The organism is Bradyrhizobium sp. BR 1433, from assembly GCF_051547665.1.
In the GTDB taxonomy this organism is placed as follows: domain Bacteria; phylum Pseudomonadota; class Alphaproteobacteria; order Rhizobiales; family Xanthobacteraceae; genus Bradyrhizobium; species Bradyrhizobium australafricanum.
Map to the genome: position 1 here is coordinate 92,060 of NZ_JBPUGG010000001.1, position 20,909 is coordinate 112,968.

The 20,909-nt window shown below is 65.1% G+C and carries 23 protein-coding genes and 1 pseudogene; 16 read left to right on the forward strand and 8 right to left on the reverse strand.

The window, feature by feature from the left end:
- Entirely contained in the window at positions 1-642 is a 642-nt protein-coding gene (locus ACSKB9_RS00440; RefSeq protein ID WP_438071066.1) for an HD domain-containing protein, read from the reverse strand.
- 205 nt (positions 643-847) lie between these two features.
- On the opposite strand from ACSKB9_RS00440, the gene ACSKB9_RS00445 reads away from it, so the two are divergent.
- Together ACSKB9_RS00445 and ACSKB9_RS00450 are read left to right on the forward strand one after the other, a co-directional pair.
- Positions 848-1,813 (forward strand): GlxA family transcriptional regulator, encoded by a 966-nt coding sequence (locus ACSKB9_RS00445; protein WP_438071068.1) that lies wholly within the window; start codon positions 848-850, stop codon positions 1,811-1,813.
- Between the two features lie 90 nt (positions 1,814-1,903).
- A complete protein-coding gene (locus ACSKB9_RS00450) occupies positions 1,904-2,470 on the forward strand; it encodes a histidine phosphatase family protein (protein WP_438071069.1) in 567 nt (188 codons plus the stop codon).
- Between the two features lie 21 nt (positions 2,471-2,491).
- On the opposite strand, the gene ACSKB9_RS00455 is transcribed toward ACSKB9_RS00450, so the two are convergent.
- The gene (locus ACSKB9_RS00455) at positions 2,492-2,845 is read right to left on the reverse strand and encodes an MmcQ/YjbR family DNA-binding protein (protein ID WP_438080007.1); all 354 of its coding nucleotides are present in this window, start codon (positions 2,843-2,845) and stop codon (positions 2,492-2,494) included.
- 189 nt (positions 2,846-3,034) lie between these two features.
- Between ACSKB9_RS00455 and ACSKB9_RS00460 the strand changes: the two genes are divergently transcribed.
- The 5 genes from ACSKB9_RS00460 (at position 3,035) to ACSKB9_RS00480 (ending at position 6,991) form a co-directional block, all read left to right on the forward strand.
- Entirely contained in the window at positions 3,035-3,667 is a 633-nt protein-coding gene (locus ACSKB9_RS00460; RefSeq protein ID WP_438071071.1) for a PadR family transcriptional regulator, read from the forward strand.
- 23 nt (positions 3,668-3,690) lie between these two features.
- Positions 3,691-4,335 (forward strand): O-methyltransferase, encoded by a 645-nt coding sequence (locus ACSKB9_RS00465; protein WP_438071073.1) that lies wholly within the window; start codon positions 3,691-3,693, stop codon positions 4,333-4,335.
- A 123-nt stretch (positions 4,336-4,458) separates the two neighbouring features.
- On the forward strand, positions 4,459-5,178 hold the full coding sequence (locus tag ACSKB9_RS00470) for a GNAT family N-acetyltransferase (protein ID WP_438071075.1): 720 nt from the start codon (positions 4,459-4,461) through the stop codon (positions 5,176-5,178).
- A gap of 77 nt (positions 5,179-5,255) precedes the next feature.
- Complete coding sequence (gene hchA, locus ACSKB9_RS00475) at positions 5,256-6,131, forward strand: glyoxalase III HchA (protein WP_438071077.1); 876 nt, start codon at positions 5,256-5,258, stop codon at positions 6,129-6,131.
- Between the two features lie 155 nt (positions 6,132-6,286).
- Complete coding sequence (locus ACSKB9_RS00480; RefSeq protein ID WP_438071079.1) at positions 6,287-6,991, forward strand: PA1136 family autoinducer-binding transcriptional regulator; 705 nt, start codon at positions 6,287-6,289, stop codon at positions 6,989-6,991.
- 48 nt (positions 6,992-7,039) lie between these two features.
- On the opposite strand, the pseudogene ACSKB9_RS00485 reads toward ACSKB9_RS00480, so the two are convergent.
- Positions 7,040-7,977, reverse strand: a pseudogene (locus tag ACSKB9_RS00485) (LysR family transcriptional regulator).
- A gap of 97 nt (positions 7,978-8,074) precedes the next feature.
- Here ACSKB9_RS00485 and ACSKB9_RS00490 point away from each other — a divergent pair.
- Together ACSKB9_RS00490 and ACSKB9_RS00495 are read left to right on the forward strand one after the other, a co-directional pair.
- Positions 8,075-9,298, forward strand: coding sequence for an MFS transporter (locus ACSKB9_RS00490; protein WP_438071081.1), 1,224 nt, complete (start codon positions 8,075-8,077; stop codon positions 9,296-9,298).
- 62 nt (positions 9,299-9,360) lie between these two features.
- Complete coding sequence (locus ACSKB9_RS00495; protein ID WP_438071083.1) at positions 9,361-9,705, forward strand: Lin0512 family protein; 345 nt, start codon at positions 9,361-9,363, stop codon at positions 9,703-9,705.
- A 32-nt stretch (positions 9,706-9,737) separates the two neighbouring features.
- Here ACSKB9_RS00495 and ACSKB9_RS00500 read toward each other — a convergent pair whose 3' ends face one another.
- Complete coding sequence (locus ACSKB9_RS00500) at positions 9,738-10,607, reverse strand: SDR family oxidoreductase (protein WP_438071085.1); 870 nt, start codon at positions 10,605-10,607, stop codon at positions 9,738-9,740.
- 94 nt (positions 10,608-10,701) lie between these two features.
- Here ACSKB9_RS00500 and ACSKB9_RS00505 point away from each other — a divergent pair, with 94 nt between their 5' ends.
- Positions 10,702-11,406, forward strand: coding sequence for a glutathione S-transferase family protein (locus ACSKB9_RS00505; protein ID WP_438071086.1), 705 nt, complete (start codon positions 10,702-10,704; stop codon positions 11,404-11,406).
- A 5-nt stretch (positions 11,407-11,411) separates the two neighbouring features.
- Here the strand turns inward: ACSKB9_RS00505 and ACSKB9_RS00510 are convergent, their stop codons facing one another.
- Both ACSKB9_RS00510 and ACSKB9_RS00515 read right to left on the reverse strand, forming a co-directional pair.
- Positions 11,412-11,957, reverse strand: a complete 546-nt coding sequence (locus ACSKB9_RS00510) for a disulfide bond formation protein B (protein WP_438071088.1) — start codon at positions 11,955-11,957, stop codon at positions 11,412-11,414.
- An 8-nt stretch (positions 11,958-11,965) separates the two neighbouring features.
- Entirely contained in the window at positions 11,966-12,124 is a 159-nt protein-coding gene (locus ACSKB9_RS00515) for a DUF5993 family protein (protein WP_199805335.1), read from the reverse strand.
- Between the two features lie 140 nt (positions 12,125-12,264).
- Here ACSKB9_RS00515 and ACSKB9_RS00520 point away from each other — a divergent pair, with 140 nt between their 5' ends.
- Both ACSKB9_RS00520 and ACSKB9_RS00525 read left to right on the forward strand, forming a co-directional pair.
- Complete coding sequence (locus ACSKB9_RS00520) at positions 12,265-13,593, forward strand: dicarboxylate/amino acid:cation symporter (protein ID WP_438071090.1); 1,329 nt, start codon at positions 12,265-12,267, stop codon at positions 13,591-13,593.
- 338 nt (positions 13,594-13,931) lie between these two features.
- The gene (locus ACSKB9_RS00525) at positions 13,932-14,573 is read left to right on the forward strand and encodes a glutathione S-transferase family protein (protein WP_438071092.1); all 642 of its coding nucleotides are present in this window, start codon (positions 13,932-13,934) and stop codon (positions 14,571-14,573) included.
- 156 nt (positions 14,574-14,729) lie between these two features.
- On the opposite strand, the gene ACSKB9_RS00530 is transcribed toward ACSKB9_RS00525, so the two are convergent.
- Positions 14,730-15,626: a LysR family transcriptional regulator gene (locus tag ACSKB9_RS00530; protein ID WP_438071094.1), complete on the reverse strand. Its 897-nt coding sequence runs from the start codon at positions 15,624-15,626 to the stop codon at positions 14,730-14,732.
- Positions 15,627-15,862: 236 nt separating this feature from the next.
- Between ACSKB9_RS00530 and ACSKB9_RS00535 the strand changes: the two genes are divergently transcribed.
- The 4 genes from ACSKB9_RS00535 to ACSKB9_RS00550 all read left to right on the forward strand — a co-directional run bounded on the left by ACSKB9_RS00535 (position 15,863) and on the right by ACSKB9_RS00550 (position 19,215).
- Positions 15,863-16,630 (forward strand): SDR family oxidoreductase, encoded by a 768-nt coding sequence (locus tag ACSKB9_RS00535; RefSeq protein WP_225641144.1) that lies wholly within the window; start codon positions 15,863-15,865, stop codon positions 16,628-16,630.
- Between the two features lie 85 nt (positions 16,631-16,715).
- The gene (locus ACSKB9_RS00540) at positions 16,716-17,501 is read left to right on the forward strand and encodes a carboxymuconolactone decarboxylase family protein (RefSeq protein WP_438080008.1); all 786 of its coding nucleotides are present in this window, start codon (positions 16,716-16,718) and stop codon (positions 17,499-17,501) included.
- A 116-nt stretch (positions 17,502-17,617) separates the two neighbouring features.
- The gene (locus ACSKB9_RS00545; protein ID WP_057020050.1) at positions 17,618-18,013 is read left to right on the forward strand and encodes a (R)-mandelonitrile lyase; all 396 of its coding nucleotides are present in this window, start codon (positions 17,618-17,620) and stop codon (positions 18,011-18,013) included.
- A 437-nt stretch (positions 18,014-18,450) separates the two neighbouring features.
- Positions 18,451-19,215 carry an SDR family NAD(P)-dependent oxidoreductase gene (locus tag ACSKB9_RS00550; protein WP_438071096.1) on the forward strand — a complete coding sequence of 255 codons (765 nt, stop codon included), beginning with the start codon at positions 18,451-18,453 and terminating at the stop codon, positions 19,213-19,215.
- A 36-nt stretch (positions 19,216-19,251) separates the two neighbouring features.
- Here the strand turns inward: ACSKB9_RS00550 and ACSKB9_RS00555 are convergent, their stop codons facing one another.
- A complete protein-coding gene (locus ACSKB9_RS00555) occupies positions 19,252-20,805 on the reverse strand; it encodes a winged helix-turn-helix domain-containing tetratricopeptide repeat protein (RefSeq protein WP_438071098.1) in 1,554 nt (517 codons plus the stop codon).
- Positions 20,806-20,909: the final 104 nt, after the last annotated feature.

The window sequence follows — 20,909 nt, forward strand, 5'->3', positions numbered from 1 at the left end:
CTACGTCGGCCATTTCGAGCCGAGGATGATCGAGCAGAAGTTCGTCCTGGTATAGTTCATGTCCTTCAGCGCCAGCACGTCGGCCTTGACGTTGCCGAAGGTCGTCAGCGGCTTCCTGATGGTGCCGGCGGCGAAATGATCGATGATGTTCTCCTTGAAATTCGCCTCGCGCGGATGGTGCGCGCAGACATGGTCGCGGTGCTCGTGCGAGAAATCGTCGTAGGCGATGCCGAGCACGTCCATCTCGACGCCGGCGGTGACCAGCGCAATGGTCGGACGCATATGCTCGGGGACGCCAGGCGTGGTGTGCAGGGCGATCGAGGTCCAGACGTCCTCGATGTCGCGCTCCGGAACGCCATAGCCCTTGAGGAAGTCGCGCGCGGCGTTGGCGCCGTCGACCTCGAAGCGCAGATCGGGGCTCGCGTGCGCTGCGGTCAAGCCCATGTCGTGAAACATGGCGCCGATATAGAGCAGCTCGGGATCGAATTTCAGCTTGCGGCGGTTGCCGGTCAGCGCGCCCCAGAAGTACACGCGGCGGCTGTGATTGTAGAGCAGATCGTCCTCGGTATCGCGCACCAGCTGGGTGGCGGCGCGGGCCATCGCGCTGTCGGGTACGCGGATGCCGGCGATGATCTCGGTCATTTCAAGACGCTCCTCGATGTGGCAAGACGATGCCGTGGCGTGCGAACACGCGAGCCCGGCGCTCGTCTCTGCGGTGTGTGCGGATCGCCGGGTGGCGCGATCCGTGGCGTGCTTGTCGCCCGTTTGGGCCCGATCCCGCAACGATCGCGCGCCGCCGGATCGGGCCAACCAGACGTCGTTTCGCGCCAGCGGGCAGGGAGAAGGTATGGCAGTTCAGAGGGTCGCGATCGCGATTCACGAAGGGGTTCAGGCGCTCGATGTCGCGGGTCCCGTCGACGTGTTCGCGGAGACGAACGGCTTTGTGCCGGCCGGCGATGGCTATGAGACCGTGCTGGTCGGTGCCGGCTGCGAACCGCTCCGCGCGTCGAACGGCATGAAGATATCGGCCGATCTCAGCTTCGCCGAGGCACAGGAGAAGTTCGATATCCTGCTCGTGGCGGGCGGGCCGGCATTGCCCGACGCCGCGCCGAATCCCGAACTGACACAGTGGCTGCGTGGGGCGCCCGCACGCGCCGAGCTCTATGGTTCGATCTGCACCGGCGCCTTCGCGCTCGGCCATGCCGGGCTGCTCGACGGCCACAAGGTGACGACGCATTGGCAGAACGCGCAGCGGCTGGCGGCGCGCTTTCCCGCGGCCGAGGTAATCTTCGATCGCATCTACATTCGCGACGGACATCTGATGACCTCGGCCGGCGTGACCGCGGGGATCGATCTCGGGCTCGCGCTGGTCGCCGAGCGGCACGGGCCGCAGGTTGCGGTCGCGGTGGCCAAGCGGCTGGTCGTGGTGGCGCAGCGCCAGGGCGGGCAGTCGCAATTCAGTCCCTATCTCACCGCGCCGGTCGATGAGGATTCGCCGATTGCGCGCGCGCAGGCGCATGTCATGCAGCATGTCGGCGAGCGCCACACGCTGCAGTCGCTGGCGGAAGCCGTCGGCATGAGCGTGCGCAATTTCGGCCGCGCCTTTGCGCAGGAGACCGGGATCACGCCGCATGAATTCGTCGAGCGGGCGCGGGTCGACGCCGCGCGCCGGCTGCTCGAGGGCTCAGATCGGCCGCTGAAGGCGGTTGCGTTCGACTGCGGCTTCGGTTCGGCCGACCGGATGCGGATCGTGTTCACCGAGCGGCTCGGCGTGTCGCCGGCGCAGTACCGCGCGAGTTTTCGCAAACTGTGATGCGGTTCATCAACCGGAGGCTGTATCGGGGATAGGATCGACGTCGCCGACGCCGGATCCTGCCACACATCTTCTCCCGAGAGGCCGCCCATGGACGCGCTCACGCTCTTCATCATCCGTCATGCCGAGAAGCCGGGCGATTCCTGGCCGGGACCCGGTTTCACCGCGGATGGCGTCTCCGACACCGAGTCGCTTGTGCTCCGTGGGTGGGAGCGTGCGGGCGCGTGGACCGCGTTGTTCGGCACCGATCTCACCGGCGGTGACTATGCCAAGCCCGATGCAATCTATGCCGCGACACCGGGCACCACGGCCAATCAGCCGCCGTCGAGCCGTCCGGCCGAGACGATCTCGCCGCTTGCCGCACGGCGCGGCCTGACCCCGAATGAAAGCTTTGGCAAGGGCGATGAGCCGAGGCTGGTGCCTGCGGTGCTGGCGCTGAAGGGCGTCGTGCTGCTGTGCTGGGAGCACAGGGCGATCATCTCCGACATCCTGCCGCTGATCCCGCTCAGCAAGGGCACCCCGCCGACCAGATGGGAGGGCAGCCGGTTCGACGTCGTGCTGCGCTTCGACCGCGCCAAGGGCGACGACAAGTTCGCCTTCAAGGAGCTGTTTCCGAAATTGCTGTCGGGCGATTCCGACAAGCCGCTGGGTGGCTGAATAGCGTCGCAGCTTGGCCGATCAGTCGAGCCCGAGCGCCTTGCGCGACTTCCGCGTCAACTTTTCGACGATGAGCGCATGCGCCTGATCGAGATAGGCCTTGAGCTCGGCGTCGGGCAGGGAGTTGTTCGCCATCAACTGCACCCATTTGGCGCGCGCGAGATACGGTGCCGGCCGCGCCAGGCCCTGCTCGATCAGTAGCTGATAGGCCATGTTCGAGGTCTTGAACATGAAGCCGCCGGTGCTTTCGATGTAGCCGCCGGCCAGCGCGAACATCTTGCCGCCGACTTTGAACACCGACGTGCCTTCCCATTGCACTACCTTGGTGGCGGCGGGCAGGCGCAGACAATGGGCTTCGAAGGTCTTGGGGCGCATGAGTCGCAGGACTGGAAGGCGTTCAAAGCCATAGGCCAGCCGCATGAAGGTCGGCAAGCCCCGGGCCGAGCCAGCCATCCTTGGCCAGCACTGGTCGCCGCCCATTTCGGAAATTTCACGAAAATGTGGGTTGTCGTCCTTCCATCTGTAGATATATCGTAAGATATGTTTTCAGTAAGGAATGCACGAATGAGACGATCCATGTTTCGCGACCGGCACGATGACGGCTTCCGGTTTGGGTTCTTCGCCATGGGCCGGCACGGCCGAGGCGGCCACCGCTTTGGCCGCGGCGGCCATGGCTTCTTCGGGCGAGGTGGCGGCGGTGACTTTCCGGGATCGCGGCGGCTTTCGTCGCAGGATCTGCAACTGGTCATCCTGGCGCTGCTCGGCGAGCAGCCGGCGCACGGCTACGAGCTGATCAAGAGGATCGAAGAGCGGTCGGACGGCTTCTACAGCCCGAGCCCGGGCGTGATCTATCCGGCGCTGACATTCCTCGAGGAGATCGGCCATGCCAGCGTCACCCAGGACGCGGCGCGCAAGCTCTACAGCATCACCGAGCAGGGCAGGGCGTATCTCGGCGAGAACCGCGCGACCGCGGATACCATTCTCGAGGCGCTGTCGCGGATCGGCCGCCGCATGGAGGAGGTGCGCGAAGCCTTCGCCGGTGTGAGCGATCTCGATGGCGAAGCCTCCGACGAGGTGCACCGCGCCCGTCACGCGCTGAAGAGCGCGCTGCGCCAGAAGCGCGGCTGCGATGCCGCGGAGGCGCGGCGGATCGCAAAGATCCTCGACCGCGCGGCCGCTGAGATCCTGCAGCAATGACGCAGTCGCAAAGGAGCCCCTTCATGTACAACGCCGAACCGCACAGCGCGATCCGCGATGCCCGCGTCACGGCCGTCATCGAGCGCCTGCAGGCCACCCGCCGGGCGCCCGTGCGCGGCAATCCGATGCAGAGCGGCAGCCGCGACCCGCACGACTATGCCGAGCAGGGATTCTCGATCCACCCGGAGCAGGGCGAGCTGATCTATCTGTTGTGCCGCGGCCTGCGCGCCCAGCGCGTCGCCGAGTTCGCGACCTCGGTCGGAATGTCGACGCTCTATTTCGCCGCCGCGATGCGCGACAATGGCGGCGGCACCGTGATCGGGTCGGAGATCGTGCCGGCCAAGGTCGCAGCGGCGAAGCGCAATCTCGCAGACGCCGGCCTTGCCGATTACGCCGACATCCGCGAGGGCGATGCGCGCAAGACGTTGCGCGATCTTGGTAGTCCCGTCGACTTCATCCTGATCGACGGCTGGCCGGGCGACAAGGGGCCGACGCTGGCGCGCCAGGTGATCGAGATCGTGGCGCCGCAACTGCGCGTCGGCGGCTACGTCATGAACGACAATGCCGAGGCGGATTTCCTGGAGTTCGTGCGCGATCCCGACAACGGCTTCGTGTCGATCACGCTGCCGCTCAAAGGTGGCACCGAGCTCTGCCTGAAGGTGGCCTGACCCGGTGGACGGCATCACTTGATCGACGGCTGTCGGGATTGTGAGCCGCAACCGCACCATGCCATGCTGGATTTTGCCGGCGCTTCTTGCTCTGTTCGAGGAAAATCAGGAGCGAAGCGCCGCATGTCCGAAGTCCCGCCCAATCATCCGCTCGATCGCCCAATCTGGAGCGCGCTGACCACGAGACAACGCGAGCTGGCGGAAGGCGGCACCGATGCGCGGCGCTTCCCGCTCGCGATCGCACCCTTCGCCGACATGGTCGACATGTCGCCAAGGAGCTTTGCCGCGCTCGGTGCACTGCTGTCGGGACCTGACATCGCGGTGCTGTTCACGCCCGATCCTGTCCCGGTGCCGCCGGAGTTCAAGGTGCTGCTGGCCGAGACCGGCGAGCAGATGATCGGCGTGCCCGCGGACCATTCTGCGCCCGGCGTCGAGATCGTCACGCTCGGCGCTACCGATGTTCCTGCGATGATGGCGTTGACGGAGCTGACAAAGCCCGGCCCGTTCAGCGTGCGGACGCATGAGCTCGGCAGCTTTCTCGGCATCCGCATCAATGGTGAACTGGTCGCGATGACCGGCGAACGGATGAAGCCGGGGAACTACACCGAGATGACAGCCGTCTGCGTGCATCCGGAGCATCGCGGCCGTGGCTACGCGCAGGCGCTGCTGTCGGCGGTCGCCCGCCAGATCGTGGCGCGCGGCGAAATTCCATTCCTGCACGTCTTCACCAGCAACGTCTCGGCGATCGCGCTCTATCGCCGCCAGGGCATGGAGATCCGCCGCCGCCTGCACATCACGGTGTTGCAGAAGCAGGGGGTAGGGATGCTCGGCAAAGTGGGTTGAGGGAAATCCCTCATTCCTCATCGCGGATCTCGTGCTTACCTTTGCCGGATCGCAACACGATGAGAGAGGATATCTCGATGTCCGAGCAATCCCAGGACAAGCGTCCCGTACCCGATCCGGCGGAGAACAATGCTTACTTTCCGTCGCCTTACTCGCTTGGGCAATTCACCTCGGCCAAGTCGGATCTCTCCGACGCAGACTATCCCAACGCCTACAGGGGCGGCCGCTGGAAAATTCTGATGATCGCCGCGGACGAGCGCTATCTGCTGTTGCAGAACGGCACGATGTTCTCGACCGGCAACCATCCCGTCGAGACCTTGTTGCCGATGTATCACCTCGACAAGGCGGGCTTCGAATTCGATATCGCGACCGTGTCGGGCAATCCGGTCAAATTCGAGCTCTGGGCGTTTCCGAAGGAGGACGACGCGGTCGAGAGCATCTACCAGAAATATCTCGCCAGGCTGAAGCAGCCGCTCAAGCTCTCCGACGTGATCGAAAACAAGCTCGGCAAGGATTCCGATTACATCGCGGTGTTCATTCCCGGCGGCCATGGGGCGCTGATCGGCTTGCCCGAAAGCACCGACGTGAAGGTCGCCCTGAAATGGGCGCTCGATAACGACAAGCACATCATCTCGCTTTGCCATGGCCCGGCGGCGCTGCTGGCGTCCGCGGTCGGCGAAGCCAAGGGCGACTATCCCTTCAAGGGCTACAAGATCTGCGCATTTCCCGACGCCATCGATCGGACCACGCCCGATATCGGCTACATGCCGGGCGCGCTGACCTGGGCGTTCGGCGAACAGTTGCAGGCGCTCGGGGTTGAGATCCTGAACAAGGACATCACCGGCAAGACCCATCAGGATCGCAAGCTGATCACCGGTGACAGCCCCTTCGCCGCCAATAATGTCGGCAAGGCAGCCGCAAAGGCTCTGCTCGATACGCTCGGCGGGCGCTGAGCGGGCGGCGGCTCAACCTGCGGGCGCGGCGAACCGCGCCCCGTCGCTGGTGGGGGCCAATGTCGCGCGCCTTGCAGGCCGACCTCGCTTGAGGGAAAATCCTCAACGCGCTCGGCCGCGCGCGACCGGCCTTCCGCACGACACGATGGCACCGCATGGACCGCTACGTCGAAGCCGTGGTTGCGATCGAGGGCAGCGAGAGCTTGCCCGCGATCCAGGCGGCGGTGCGGTCCGCGAGCGTGCCGCTCGGCTACGACCGGTTCGTGATGTTCTCGGCGTCGCCGGCACGTGAGGACCTGGTTGACCGGATCTACTGGGTCGAAGGCGACTGGTTCGGCAAAGGCGTGACCGTCGATGCCGAAACCTATGTCCGGCATTGTCCGGTGACGCGCAATTTCCTCGATGTGGACCAGGCGTTTTTCTGGACCAAGGTGATGTCGGCGCGCGGCGAGAAGTACCGCGTGGTGCGCACGCCGCGCGGGCCCGGTTTCCATGGGCTGCAGGTTCCGGTGTTCGGGCGCACCGGCCTCGAAGGCGCGATGAGCTTCGCCGGAACGCGGATCGATGCGTCGCCGCGAACGCGTGCGGCGCTGACGATGATCGGCGCGGCGGCCTTCCGCGCCGCCCGCGGGCTGATGGAAGCGCACGAGCCGAACGGTGCGTCGAGCCTGTCGCCGCGCGAGCGCGAGGTGCTGCGCTGGATCTCCGCCGGACGGCGCCAGGCCGACATCGCGGCATCGCTCGGCCTGTCCGAACGCACGGTCGAGAACCATGTGCGGCGTGCGCGGCTTCGGCTCGGCGTCGCCACGACAGCGCAGGCCATCCGACTTGCGATCCGCAGCGGCGAGATCGAGGACTGAGGCGCTTGCGGTCGGCCGCCACAGGGCCGGGCGAGCGATCGCTGCGGCTCAGTGTTTCTTCGCCGTCTTCGCCCTGATCTTCGGCGCATGCGTGCCCGCAGCGATCCGCGTCAATGCATCGGCAAATGCACGTGCCGCAGGTCCCAGCGGTTCATCGAGCCGGTGGGCGAGATAGGCCTCCATCGCAAGCGCGGCGTTGCGGCCGAGCGCGCCGGTTTCGACCCGCACCAGGCGGCGCTCCTTCAGGTCGCGCGCGACCTGCCAGAGCGGCAGCCGGCCCCAGCCGAGCCCGGCCAGGATCATGGCGTGCTTGGTGTCCTGATTGCTCACCCGGCAAATCTGCGGCGAGAGCACGCCGAAGCTGCGGCCTTCCGACAGCGGGGTCGGATCCGACAGCACGATCTGCAGATGGCGAGATCAGCCACGCTCTTGCGGCCGCGGCGGCCGAGTGGATGGCGGGCGGAGGCGACGGCGACGATCTGCACCGCGCAGATCGCATCGAGCGCGAGGCGGGGATCGCGAAAATCCTCGCCGACCGTGACGGCGAGCGCGCTGCGCCGTTCGGTCAAGCCAGCGATCGGACCGCCCATCGGTTCGACCGCGAGCCGCACGCTGACGGACGGATAGGCCGCCCGCATTTCCGTCAGCGCCGCGCCGACGGCGGCGATCGGAAACAGCGTATCGACGACGAGCGAGAGTTCCGATTCCACCCCGTCGCCCAGGCCACGCGCCCGCGCCCGCATCGCGTCGACACGGAGCAGCAGGTCGCGCGCGTTGCCCAGCAGTGCCTTGCCCTCGGCCGTCAGCGCCGGGCGATGGCTGGAGCGGTCGAACAGCGTGAGCCCGAGTTCGGCCTCGAGGTTGGCGATGGCATGGCTGACCGCGGATTGCACCCGCGCCAGTTTGGCCGCGGCGGCGCGAAAGCTGCCGCTCTCGGCGATGGCGACAAAGGTGCGGATCTGATCGAGCGTGAGGTTGTCGAGCATGATCTATGAAATCGATCAATCGGATGCAAAACATATCACTCCTGTCGATGGTCGGGAAACGCTATCTCTGTGCTCTGACTCAGGGCGGAGTGGACGCATGACGATCGAGACGGCCGTGATGCAGCAGAGCGAGGCGAAGCGATGGGCCACGGTCGCCATCGTGATCGGTTGCGGGATCGGCGCAGCGCTGCAAGTCGGCAAGGTTCCGATTGCCGCCTCGATGCTGCAACAGAGCCTCGGCATCGAGCTTGCCGCGGTCGGAACCATCGCCGGCATCTTTGCGGTCCTGGGCCTTGTCGGCAGCGTCCCGGCGGGCGTGGTGATTGCCGCGGTTGGCACGCGCAGGGTGCTGCTGTGCGGGCTCGCGGCGATCACGCTGGGGGCAGGCTCGGGCGCGCTCGCGCCACAGCTCGCGGTGCTGCTGGCATCGCGCCTCCTGGAAGGGCTCGGCTTCCTGCTGGTGATGGTCGCGGCCCCTGCATTGCTCGATCGTGTCGTCGATGTCAGCGCACGTGACGTCACCATGGCGGTGTGGAGCTGCGTGATGCCGTTCGGGATCGCGCTGGCGCTGGTCGCCGGCCCGATCTTCGATGGCTGGCGCACGATCTGGTGGGCCAGTGCTGCCTTTGTCGCCCTGCTGTTCGTGCTCGCCGGCGTCATTGTGCCTGAAGTGGCATCGCGGACCGGCCCGGCGCGGAGCGGCCTGATGCAGGAAGCCACCGCGCTGGCACAGCGCCGCACCCCGGCGCTTCTGATGGTGCTGTTTGCGCTCTACAGCCTGATGTTCTTTGCGTTGTTCAGCTTCCTGCCGATCCTGCTGACCGAGCGGCTCGGCGTGTCGAGCCAAGGCGCCGGCGGGCTCAGTGCGTTGGCTGCGGCCGGCAACATCGTCGGCAATCTCGCCGCCGGTCATCTGCTTGCGCGCGGCGTCAGCCGCAACCTGCTGATCGCCGTGGCGGCATTCGTGATGGGAGCGTCCGCGCTCGGAATCTTCCTGCCGGTGCTCGGCGGCTGGGGCGCATTCTGGCTGTGCCTTTTGTTCTCCGCGATCGGCGGCCTGATCCCGGCGACGTTGCTGGCAACCGCACCTGCGGCAGCGCGATCGGCGGCGATGGTGCCTGTCATGATGGGCCTGCTGATGACGGGCAGCAATTTCGGCCAGGTCACCGGTCCGATCGCGGTCGGCGCCGTGGTCTCGGCATGGGGCTGGGGCGCGGTCTGCGTCACGGTGGTGGCCGCGGCGATCCTTGCCGGTCTCGCGACGTGGATGCTGGCGCGCGGCGATCACAACAGCGTAAGCGAGGCGAGGGACCCGGCTTGACGCCGCGCGCGCAGGGGCCGAAGGAGTGAAGGTCTCTCACGCCAACGACAACAGGAACCTTCATGACACGCGTGCGCTGTATCACCGAAATGGGCATGGGCGTCGACGTCCACGGCCGCGACGCCACCAAGGCCGCCAAGCGGGCCGTCTCGGACGCCGTCCGCCATTCCAGCCTCGGCTTCTTCCGCATGCTCGGCAAGACCGCCAACGACATGTTCGTCGACGTCACGATCGCCGTGCCGAATCCCGAAGATGTCGATACCGAAGCGGTCGCGAAGGAGTTGCCCTATGGCACCAAGACCGTGAAGGCGATCGCGGGCGGGCTTGAGATTCCGTCCGATCTCGGCAACGACCCGATCCTGATCGCGAACGCCGCCGTCATCGTCAGCTTCGACGACGGCAAGTGAGGGAAGCGCGTCTGGCGACAAGCATGCGGGCGTTATTCGCCGCCCCTGAAATAGTCGGGCTTGCCGGTCGTCCAGGTCTCGCCCCAATGCTGGCCGCCGCCGTCGACGGTCAGCGTCTCGCCGGTGATGAACTTGCCGGAGGGCGCGGCGAGGTAGACGGCTGCCTCCGCAATGTCCCAAGGCGTGCCCGGGCGCATCATCGGATTGGAGCGCGGATAGGCGGCGCGCGCCGCTTCGCTGTAAACGTTCCAGCCCTCGGTCTCGATCGCGCCGGGCGCGACGCAGTTGATGCGGATGTTCAGCGGCGCCCATTCGACCGCGAGCGCGCGCGACAGGCCGATCACACCGGAGCGCGCCGCGATCGAGTGCGCAATGCCGTAGAGGCCGTGCGTCGTGACCACGACGATATTGACGATGCTGCCGGGATGCTTGCGGTCGCGCCAGCGCTGCGCCGCGGCCTGCATCATGTACCACGTGCCGTTGAGGTTGGTGTTGATGACCGCATTCCAGCCCTTGATCGAGACGTCGATCGCGGGTTGCGGAAACTGGCCGCCGGCGCTGTTGACGAGATGATCGACACGGCCGTGCTCGGTCCACAGCGCCTCGAACATCGCATTGACCGCGTCGGGATCCTTGATGTCGGCGACATGCGCGGACGCCTTGAGCCCGCGATGGCCGAGATGATCGACCAGTGCGTCGAGCCTGTCGGCATTGCGGCCTGCGACCACGACATGCGCGCCGAGCCGGGCGAACAGCCATGCGATGGCGCGGCCGATGCCGCCGGCGCCGCCGGACACCATGACCACCTGACCGGCGAGCGCATCAGCCGCGAACACGGTCGGGTGCGTTGCGAGTTCGTCGTCGGAGAGGCCGAGCATTGCGCCTGTCTGTTGATCGTTCATGGCCGGTTGCAGACCTTGCGGCTTTCACTGAGCTCCGTACATTAGCCATCCATCAACAACCCTGCAAAGCAACAACCGTGCAAAGAATGCCGACATGACCGACTTGTCTGCCTTTCCCATCACAAAACGCTGGCCCGCCCAGCATCCGGACCGCCTGCAGCTCTATTCGCTGCCGACGCCGAACGGCGTGAAGGTCTCGATCATGCTCGAGGAGATCGGGCTGCCTTACGAGGTCCATCTCGTCGACTTCAACAAGGATGACCAGAAGACGCCAGAGTTCCTGTCGCTGAACCCGAACGGCAAGATCCCGGCGATCCTCGATCCCAACGGCCCCGGCGGCAAGCCGCTGCCATTGTTCGAATCCGGCGCCATCCTGCAATATCTCGCCGACAAGACCGGCAAGCTGCTGCCGGCGGACGCGGCGCGCCGCTATCAGGCGATCCAGTGGGTGCATTTCCAGATGGGCGGCATCGGGCCGATGTTCGGCCAGGTCGGGTTCTTCCACAAATTCGCCGGCAAGGATTACGAGGACAAGCGGCCGCTGCAGCGCTACATCGCCGAGTCCAGGCGCCTGCTCCGCGTGATGGAGCCGCATCTCGCCGGACGGCAGTGGTTCATGGACGATGAATACAGCATCGCCGACATCTCGATGCTCGGCTGGGTGCGCAATCTGATCGGCTTCTACGGCGCGCGCGAGCTCGTCGAATTCGACCGGTTCACGCAGGTCGCGGCCTGGCTGGAGCGCGGTCTCAAGCGGCCGGCAGTCGAGCGCGGATTGAACATTCCGAAGCGGCCCTAAGCAACCTACTTCAGCAGCTCATAGGCGATGGGATTGTCGGCACAGGCGGCAAAGCCGCACTCGAGCAGGGTGGAGAGCACATTCAGTGCCGTCAGCCCGACCACCAGCCACACCGCACCTTGCGCGAACCTGCCGGGCGAGCTGCCCGGCGCCGCGCGGTGCGCGAACTGGCGGTCGAACAGCAGCATCGCCGCGAGCAGCACGATCGCGGCGATGAATCCGATCAGCGCCCACGTATAATAATGATAGCCGAGCAGCGCCGAGCCGTAACCGGCGTCGCCGGGGAGAATGTGCAGCAGCACCTGCCGGGTCGAGACCGTGGCGCCGACGACGGCCGTCAGCAGCGACAACGCATAATGACTCGGCCGTGGCCCGAAGCGGATATTGAGGATCGGCCCGATCGCCAGCAGGGCGAACAGGATGCGCTGCAACAGACAGAGCGGGCAGGGCAGCTCGTGGAGCAGCAGCTGCGCGGCAAAGGCGGCCGCCAGTACCAGCGCCAGCCCATAGAGCGCGACGGCATTGAGGGTGACGGCCTGCTTGTCGTTCATGGCCGGCCTCAGAACGACAAGGTGAGACGGTCGGTGGCGTGGTGCAGCAAGGTCGCGACGCAGGCGATCAGGATCACCGCGAACAGGCCGATCGCGACGGGGCGCGGGCCACGCCAGGCCACCAGCATGGTGATGGTGATGGCGAGAAACAATGCCGTGAATTCCATTCCCAGCCTCCCGATGCGAGCCGGCCGCAGTCTATGACAAATTCGTGTGCGCTCGCGACGGCGCGAATCGGCATTGTCGCTTGCGCGCGGCTCCGCCAAGATGGCATCACCAGTTGATTTCATCCTAGCCGGGGCACCTCATGACCACAGCCGCGATCAAGCCCGTTGCCCGTCCCCGTCATCAGCCCTGGTACAAGATCCTCTACGTCCAGGTGCTGATCGCGATCGTGGCAGGTGTCCTGATCGGATATTTCTATCCAAATCTCGGCAAGGAATTGAAGCCGCTGGGCGACGGCTTCATCGCGCTGATCAAGATGATGATCGCGCCCGTGATCTTCTGCACCGTGGTGCACGGCATCTCCTCGATGGGCGATCTCAAGCGCGTCGGCCGGGTCGGGTTGAAGACCCTGATCTATTTCGAGGCGGTGTCGACGGTGGCGCTTGCGGTCGGTCTTCTGGTCGGCGAGCTGCTGCAGCCCGGCCACGGCTTCAATATCGATCCTTCCACGATCGATCCGAAATCGGTCTCCAACTACGTCACGCAGGCCAAAGAGCAGGGCATCGTCGCCCATCTGATGGCGATCATTCCGGACAGCTATCTCGGCGCGGTCGCGCGCGGCGACCTGTTGCAGGTGCTGCTGATCTCGATCCTCTCGGGCTTCGCCATCGCTCTCATGGGCAAGGTCGGCGAGCCGATTGCGTCAGCGATCGACACGGCCGCCAAGATGTTCTTCGGCATCATCCGGATCATCGTCCGCGTCGCGCCGCTCGGCGCATTCGGCGCGATGGCCTTCACGGTCGGCGCCTACGGCCTCGGCTCGCTATTGAATCTGGCGGCGCTGATCGCGACCTTCTATCTCACCAGCATCCTGTTCGTGCTGATCGTGCTGGGCGCCATCGCACGGCTCGCCGGCTTCTCGATCATCCGCTTCATCGCCTATATCAAGGACGAGCTCCTGATCGTGCTCGGCACGTCGTCGTCGGAGACGGTGCTGCCGCAGATGATCCAGAAGATGGAGCATCTCGGCGCCTCGCGCTCGGTGGTCGGCCTCGTGGTGCCGACCGGCTACAGCTTCAATCTCGACGGCACCAACATCTACATGACGCTGGCGACGCTGTTCCTGGCGCAGGCCACCAACACGCATCTGACGATCTGGCAGGAGCTCGGCATTTTGGGCATCGCCATGATCACCTCGAAGGGCGCGTCCGGCGTCACCGGCGCCGGCTTCATCACGCTCGCCGCAACGCTGTCGATCGTGCCCGACATTCCGATCCAGTCGATCGCGATCCTGGTCGGTATCGACAAGTTCATGAGCGAGTGCCGTGCGCTCACCAACCTGATCGGCAACGGCGTCGCCTGCGTCGTGATCAGCCTGTCGGAAGGCGAGCTCGACAAGCAGGCGCTGCACGAGACGATGGCGCATCCGCTCGAGCTCGGCGAGGCGCTGGAGCCGGGCGGGTCGGGCTAGAGCAATATGAAGTGATGGGGCGGTCACAGGGGGCGCTGCCAAAATATCGAAAACAACCCCATGCAAAGCAGCCGGCGGCGGCCGGCGTTCGACCAAGCAACTTGACACGTCGGGCAACTCAGGGATATTCTTCTAATATTCCGAAATTGCGCAGGTGTCCGCTCGTCCCAAGGCTGTCGCATATAGCATTTGCGGGCTTCTGCAACTGACGCTTCCACGTAACCCGTAAAGTGGGAAGCGCGCACTGTAGGATGACGAATGCGCCATGGATAGTCCGTGGCGGGACCGGTTCGCCTCTGCGAGTTCGTCCATCCAGCCCAATCCAGGAACGCTCAACTATGCTCACCGTCTATGGCGAAGGTCGCGGCTTCCGTGTTGTCTGGCTGCTCGAGGAATTGGGATTGGCTTATCGGCTGCGCCCGGTCGATCTGTTCGCAGTCGAGAATGATCGCGATTTCCTCGCCATCAACCCTGCCGGCTTCATTCCCGTACTGCTGGACGGCGAGACGATCATGGTCGAATCGATCGCGATTCTTGAGTACCTGCTCGCCCGCCACGGCTCAGGTTCGCTTGCCGTCGCCCCTGACGATCCCGCCTTCGCTTCCTATCTGCAATTTCTCCATCTGGGCGAGGCCGGGCTCGCCGGGCCGATGAACGCCGTCATTGTCGGTCGCCAACTGGCGCCCGAAGCCGAGCGGGATGCCCGGGTTACGTGCTGGGCACGCGAGACCTTCGAGAGCCGGCTGGGGTGGGTTATCCGCCGTCTCGCGGATTGCCCCTATCTCGCCGGCGACCGATTCACTGCTGCCGATATCTCGGTGAGCTACGCCCTCCTGCTCGGCATGCGAACCGGCAACTACGTCCCCGGTCCTACCGAGCGGGACTATCTCGCCCGCACGACGGCACGCCCTGCCTACGCGCGAGCGATGGAAAGCTGCCAGGCCACCAAGGCTTGGGCGGCGAGATCACCGGGATTGTAGTGCTCGCTTCAAGCCGGCTGTGGCTCCACGCTTACAAGGCCACTGCCCGGGCTGTGTACTCATTAGCGGCTGGCGCTGATGTGCGCTCAACCCCCACAGCGGCGGAAAAGCGGTCATCTCGCGAGATCGCCGAAGGCCCACAAGCAGAAGTGCCGCCTACTTCCCTCGATACCGAAGAGCGTCAACCAGCAGCGAGAATGCCGGTGAAGATTGACGACGGCTAGGGTAGTACAGGTGGTATCCGGAAAATGGAGGACACCAATCCAACAGCACCCGAACGAGCCGTCCGTCGGAGATGTAGGGCTGCACGTTACGCTCCATCAGGTATGCGAGGCCAAAGCCGTTCAACGCCGCTTGCAAGAGCGGTCCTGCGCCGTTGAAGACGAGCTGGCCGTCGACCCGCACGTTGAGCGCACGGCCGTCCTTCTCGAATTCCCAAGCGTAGAGCCCGCCATGGGTCGGCAGGCGCAGGTTCAGGCAGTTGTGGCTGGTGAGATCCTGGGGCGTGCGCGGCCTCTTTCGGTTGGCAAAATATGACGGAGCGCCCACGACCGCGGACCGCAAATCCGGTCCGACTCGAACGGCAATCATGTCTTTCGCGACCAGTTCGCCGGGCCGGATGCCAGCGTCGTATCGCTGCGCAACGATGTTCGCGAGGCCGTAGTCGACAATGACTTCGACACTGATGTCCGGGTAATTCGGCAGGATCTTCGCCAGGGCGGGCAGCAGGATCGCTTCGGCGGCGTGTTCGGTCGCCGTGATCCGGATGTTGCCGGCCGGTTTCTCCCGCAACTCGCCAAGGGCCGACAGCTCGGCGTCCATTTCCTCAAATTTCGGCCCGACGCTTCGGAGCAGGCGCTCTCCCGCCGGAGTCGGCGCAACGCTTCGCGTGGTGCGGTTGAGCAGCCTCACCCCGAGCCGTTCCTCCAGGCCGCGGACGGTCTGGCTGAGAGCGGATTGCGAAATGCCGAGCTTGGCTCCCGCGCCGGTGAAGCTGCGTTCCCTCGCGACCGCCAGAAATGCGAGGAGGTCGCCTGCGTTCTCGCGGTCCATTCATAAGCTCCACTAATGATTCCAATCAGGTTCTATCACCTAATCTTTAACGTCCGAAAGACCTAGGTTCAGCCCGGTTGGCGCGACGCGCGGCGGCAGGGAGCGCCTTTCGATGGCACCCGTCACGAGAGCGGGCGTGCCAGGTGTCTGGCCGAGGAGCTTCGATGCGGAGGCGCTGAAACCGGCATGACAACCGAACGGATCGAATGATCCTGCAAGATGAAATGAGGAACTGAATGAACCCCGTCTATGACTTCAAAGGACAGGTGGCCCTGGTCACCGGTGCCGCCAAGGGCATGGGACTGGCAACGGCGCGGATGTTCGCCGAAAGCGGCGCCTCCGTCGTGCTGGCCGACCTGGACGGCGATCTCGCCGCTGATGAGGCCGAGCGGATCGTCCGAGACGGCGGCACCGCAATCGGCTTGGCCTGCGACGTCGCCGACGAGGCGCAGGTGGCGGCGATGGTCGATCGCGCGGTCGCAGAATACGGACGGCTCGACATGGCGTTCAACAACGCCGGCATCCAAGTGCCGCCATCGGATGCCGCCGAGGAGCCGATCGAGCATTTCGAGCGTGTCACCGCGGTAAACCAGCGGGGGGTCTGGGCCTGCATGAAGCATCAGCTGCGCGTGATGCGCGATCAAGGGAGCGGCGCGATCGTCAATTGCTCTTCTTTGGGCGGTCTCGTCGGCCTCCCGCAACGCGCAGCCTATCACGGCACCAAACACGCCGTGCTCGGAATGACCAAGAGCGCGGGTGTCGAATATGCCCCGCGCGGTATCCGCATCAACGCGGTCTGCCCCGGCACAATCGATACGCCGATGGTTGCCGACATGCTCAAAGGCCAGGCCGACGCGATGGCCGAAATCATGAAACAGCAGCCAATCGGCCGCCTCGGCCGGGCCGAGGAGGTCGCGGCCGCCGTGCTGTGGCTATGCAGTCCGGCCGCGAGTTTTGTCATCGGCGTAGGCCTGCCGGTCGACGGCGGCTTCACCGCGCACTGAGGACCATACCGCGGGGTATGCCGATCTTGGGCATTTTGCGCGGATTCAGCCGGGCGGGGTCATGTTCAACAGGAAAGAGTTTCCAATGAGAGCCCTCGCGACGGTCGCCATTACGCTTTGCCTAGTGGCACAGGCCTTTGCCCAGACGGCGGCGACCAGGATGGAAGGAACCAAGGTCATGCCTACGACAGAAGACATTCGCGCCGTCGCGCCCGTCCTCGAAAAATATGCCAAAGGCGTCGTGCTCGGCGATCTGTGGAAGCGCCCGGGACTGTCGGCGCGCGACAGGAGCATCGTTACCGTCGCCGCTCTGATCGCGCGCGATCAGACGGTCGAACTGCCGTACTATCTCAATGTCGCGCTCGACAGCGGCGTGAAGCCCGCCGAGATCTCGGAGATCATCACGCATCTTGCATTCTATACCGGCTGGGCCAACGCCATCGAGGCCGTTCCGGCCACAAAGGACGTGTTCAAGAGCCGCAATATCGGAGCCGATCAACTGCCGTCGGCTTTCGGACCACAACTTCCGCTGGACGAGGCGGCGGAGTCGCAGCGGGCCACGCGCGTCGGGCAGCAATTCGGACAGATCACGCCCAGCCTCGTGCAGTACACGACCGATGTGCTGTTCCGAGACCTCTGGCTGAGGCCGGGACTCGCGCCGCGGGACAGGAGCCTGGTCACCGTCAGCGCCTTGGTCGCGACCGGTCAGGTCGCCCAGATCACCTATCATCTGAACCGGGCGATGGACAACGGGTTGACGAAAGAGGAGGCCGGAGAGGTCGTCGGCCATCTCGCTTTCTATGCGGGTTGGCCCAACGCGTTCTCGGCCGCGCCGGTGGTCAAGGAAGTCATCGAGAAAAGGCCCCGCTAGCAATGTCGTACTCACGTCGACAAGTCGTCGTCGCCAGTGCCGGGTTTGCTGCATTTGCCGCGACGAGCGCCGGCGCGGAAACCTCGAACGTGCAGCGAAGGAGTTCGGATATGGATATCGACATCAAACGAAACGGCTCTCGTCCCGCCGCCAAGGGGTCCGCGGACTGGTTCACCGGATCGGTCCGCATCGACCCTCTGTTCCAGGCTCCGGATCCCGCACGCGTCGGCGCCGGCCAAGTCACGTTCGAGCCCGGCGCCCGGACCGCCTGGCACACGCATCCGCTCGGGCAAACGCTGATCATCACGGCGGGGCTTGGCTGGGTGCAGCGCGAGGGCGGGCCCGTCGAGGAGGTCCGTCCAGGCGACGTCGTGTGGTTTCCGCCCGGGCTGAAGCACTGGCACGGCGCTTCGACGACCACCGGAATGACGCATATCGCCATCCAGGAATCAGTGAATGGCAAGAACGTGGATTGGATGGAGAAGGTCTCCGATGAGCAGTATCGAAGGTGAGTTGAGGGCTCAGCGCAAAGACGAAATGATCGACGCCTCCGCCGATGTGACGCGGACGCCGTCGCGTCGCTCCCGAAGGCACACTGCGGACGGACTCTGAGAGGATGCGAAGCTTTGTCCTCACCCACCGTTGTCGTCGCCCGGCCGGGCGATGACACCGCGGGTGTGACATCTTGAATTGCGACTCATCCTCACCGTCGTCCCTGCTTTCGCAGGGACGACAAGTGGAGAGAGCCTTGTCCCCTACACCTGTCATCCCCGGCACTCGACCGGGCGATCCAGTACGCCGCAGCCTCTCGGCTCAACAATCGGCGTCTCTGGAATACTGGATCACCCGCATACGCGTGTGATGACACTGAGCAAGCTGAGTAAGCCAATTCCGTCACTCTGAGCAACGCCGCCTATTCGACGAGATCCAGCATTTTGAAAGGTCAGCAATGGTAGAGAGCTTCGAAGGAAAGGTTGCGCTTGTTACCGGCGCCGCTGGTGGCATTGGTCTGGCGACAGCCAGGGCATTTGGTGTTGCAGGCGCGTCCGTGGTCGTTGCAGACAGCAACACAGCGTTGCTCGAAACTGCCGCTGCTGAACTGCGATCCGCGGGTCATGACGTCCTTGCCGTCGGCTGCGATGTAACGGATCGGGGCCAGGTGAACGCAATGATCGAGCAGGCGATCGAGACTTACGGGAAGCTCGATGCAGCTTTCAACAATGCGGGCATCAACTGCGATGCTGCGCCATTGGTTGAAACGGAAGATGCCGAGTTTGACAACATCATCGATGTCAATCTGCGCGGTGTGTGGAACTGCATGAAGGCGGAGCTTCGCCACATGACCGCACAAGGAAGCGGCGCAATCGTCAACTGCTCGTCGATCGGCGGGATGAGGGGCTCCAAAGGGCGCGCCGCCTATTCCGCCAGCAAATTCGGGGTGATAGGTCTCACCCGCGCCTCCGCACTCGATTATGCCGGGAAGGGCATCCGTATCAACGCAGTATGCCCGGGCATTATCGGCAATACTCCGATGGCGAAGCGGGTAACCAGGAACAACGATCCAGAGATCGTCAAGGCGTTCGTAGCAGCCGAACCGATCGGACGCCTTGGTGAACCTGAAGAAATCGCTGCCGCTGTTCTGTGGTTATGCGGTTCGGCGGCAAGCTTTGTGGTCGGCCATGCCTTGGTGGTCGATGGAGGTATTTTGGCCTAACCAGCGGGTGAATGACGTCGCGCCGCCAGAGCAGCATCAGTCCGGGACGCCGGCCGCCTTCAGCGTCTCGCGATAGGTCGCGGACATCGCTTCCACCGGAAAGGGAATCCGCGACAGGAAGCCGGAGATCGTGAATGCCGGGTCGACCTTGAGCAGCTCGCGCGCGATCTGGGCCGCGCGTGCGGTGTCGCCGGTCTTGACCAGCGCCACGATCAGGACGCGCAGCGCCACCGCGAAGCGGCGGTTCTGCGCCAGCGCCTTGTCGGCCCACATCACTGCTTCGGCAAAATTCCGGTCGAGCACTGCGCAGATCGCCAGCGCCGCGGCGGCGAACCAGCCGCGCGGGTCGCGCGGGTTCAGCCGTTGCGCGCGCTCGATCATGGCGCGGCCGGCTTTCTGATTACCGCGCATCGCCTCGATCCAGCCGCCGAGCACGAGCGCCATCGCCGAGTTCGGATTGATCGCAAGCGACCGCTCGAACAGGTCGCGCGCAGGCTCGATCTCGTCGGCCATGCTCCAGATCGCGAACGCCGCCATCCACAACACCTGCGGGTCACCGGGCGCCAGTTCGACCGCGCGCCAGGCCTGCGCCACCGCGGGTTCCCGGTAGGCGTCGTTCGGCTTGAGCCAGCCCTGGAAATGGCGCATCGCGTGACAATAGGCCGACGCCGCCAGCGCCGGCGCGTAGGCGGGGTCGAGCGCCAGCGCCTGGTCGAGGCAATCGAGCGCCGCTTCCATGCTCTCGGGCGTGAAGTCGTAACGCAGGCTATAGGCGCGCAGCAGCAGGTCGTAGGCGTCGAGTCTGTCGGGCGGCGCTGCCCGCACCCGCTCGGCTTCCGCGACAAGCAGGGTCGGCTCGATTGCGCCGACGACGTTCTCGGTGATGCGGTCCTGCAGGTCGAACACGTCGGTGGCGGCGCCATCGAAGCGGTCGGCCCACAGATGCGCGCCGGAGACGGCGTCGATCAGCTGCCCGGTGATCCGCAGCCGATCGCCGCCGCGGCGGACGCTGCCCTCGAGCACATAGCCGACGCCGAGATCGCGGCCGACCTGGCGGATGTCGACCGCCTTGCCCTTGTAGGTGAAGGCGGAGTTGCGCGCGATCACGGTGAGGCGGCTGCAACGCGCGAGCGCGGTGGTGATGTCCTCGGCGATCCCGTCGGCGAAATAATCCTGTTCGGGATCGCCGCTCATATTGGTGAAGGGCAGCACCGCGATCGACGGGCCCTCGCTCGGCCGCGGCGGGCTGGCATTGTCTGCAACCGGACGATCGTGCGCGGTGTCCTCCCTGACATCGCCGACAAAGCGGAGACCCTTGCGGGGCAGAGTGCGGATCAGCCGCTGCTCCTCGCCATTGTCGCCGATCGCCGTCCGCGCCGCATTGACCCGGCTGCTCAGCGTCGCTTCCGAGACGATCCGGCCGTGCCAGACCGCGGCCAGCACCTCGTCGCGGCTGACCACCCGATCGCGGGCGCGGATCAGGAATTCGAGGAGGTCGAAGACCTGCGGCTCGACGGCCACCAGAGCATCGCCACGGCGCAGTTCCCGACGTTCGGAATCGAGGGTGAAGTCATTGAAGTAGTAGGTCAAATTGGAAGGTCCGGTGGCCGGCAGCTGAATGCGTGGCGGAACCTAGCACAGGCTGCGTGGAGCCAAAATCACGACGGTCTGAAGGACAAATCCACGTCCTCTGA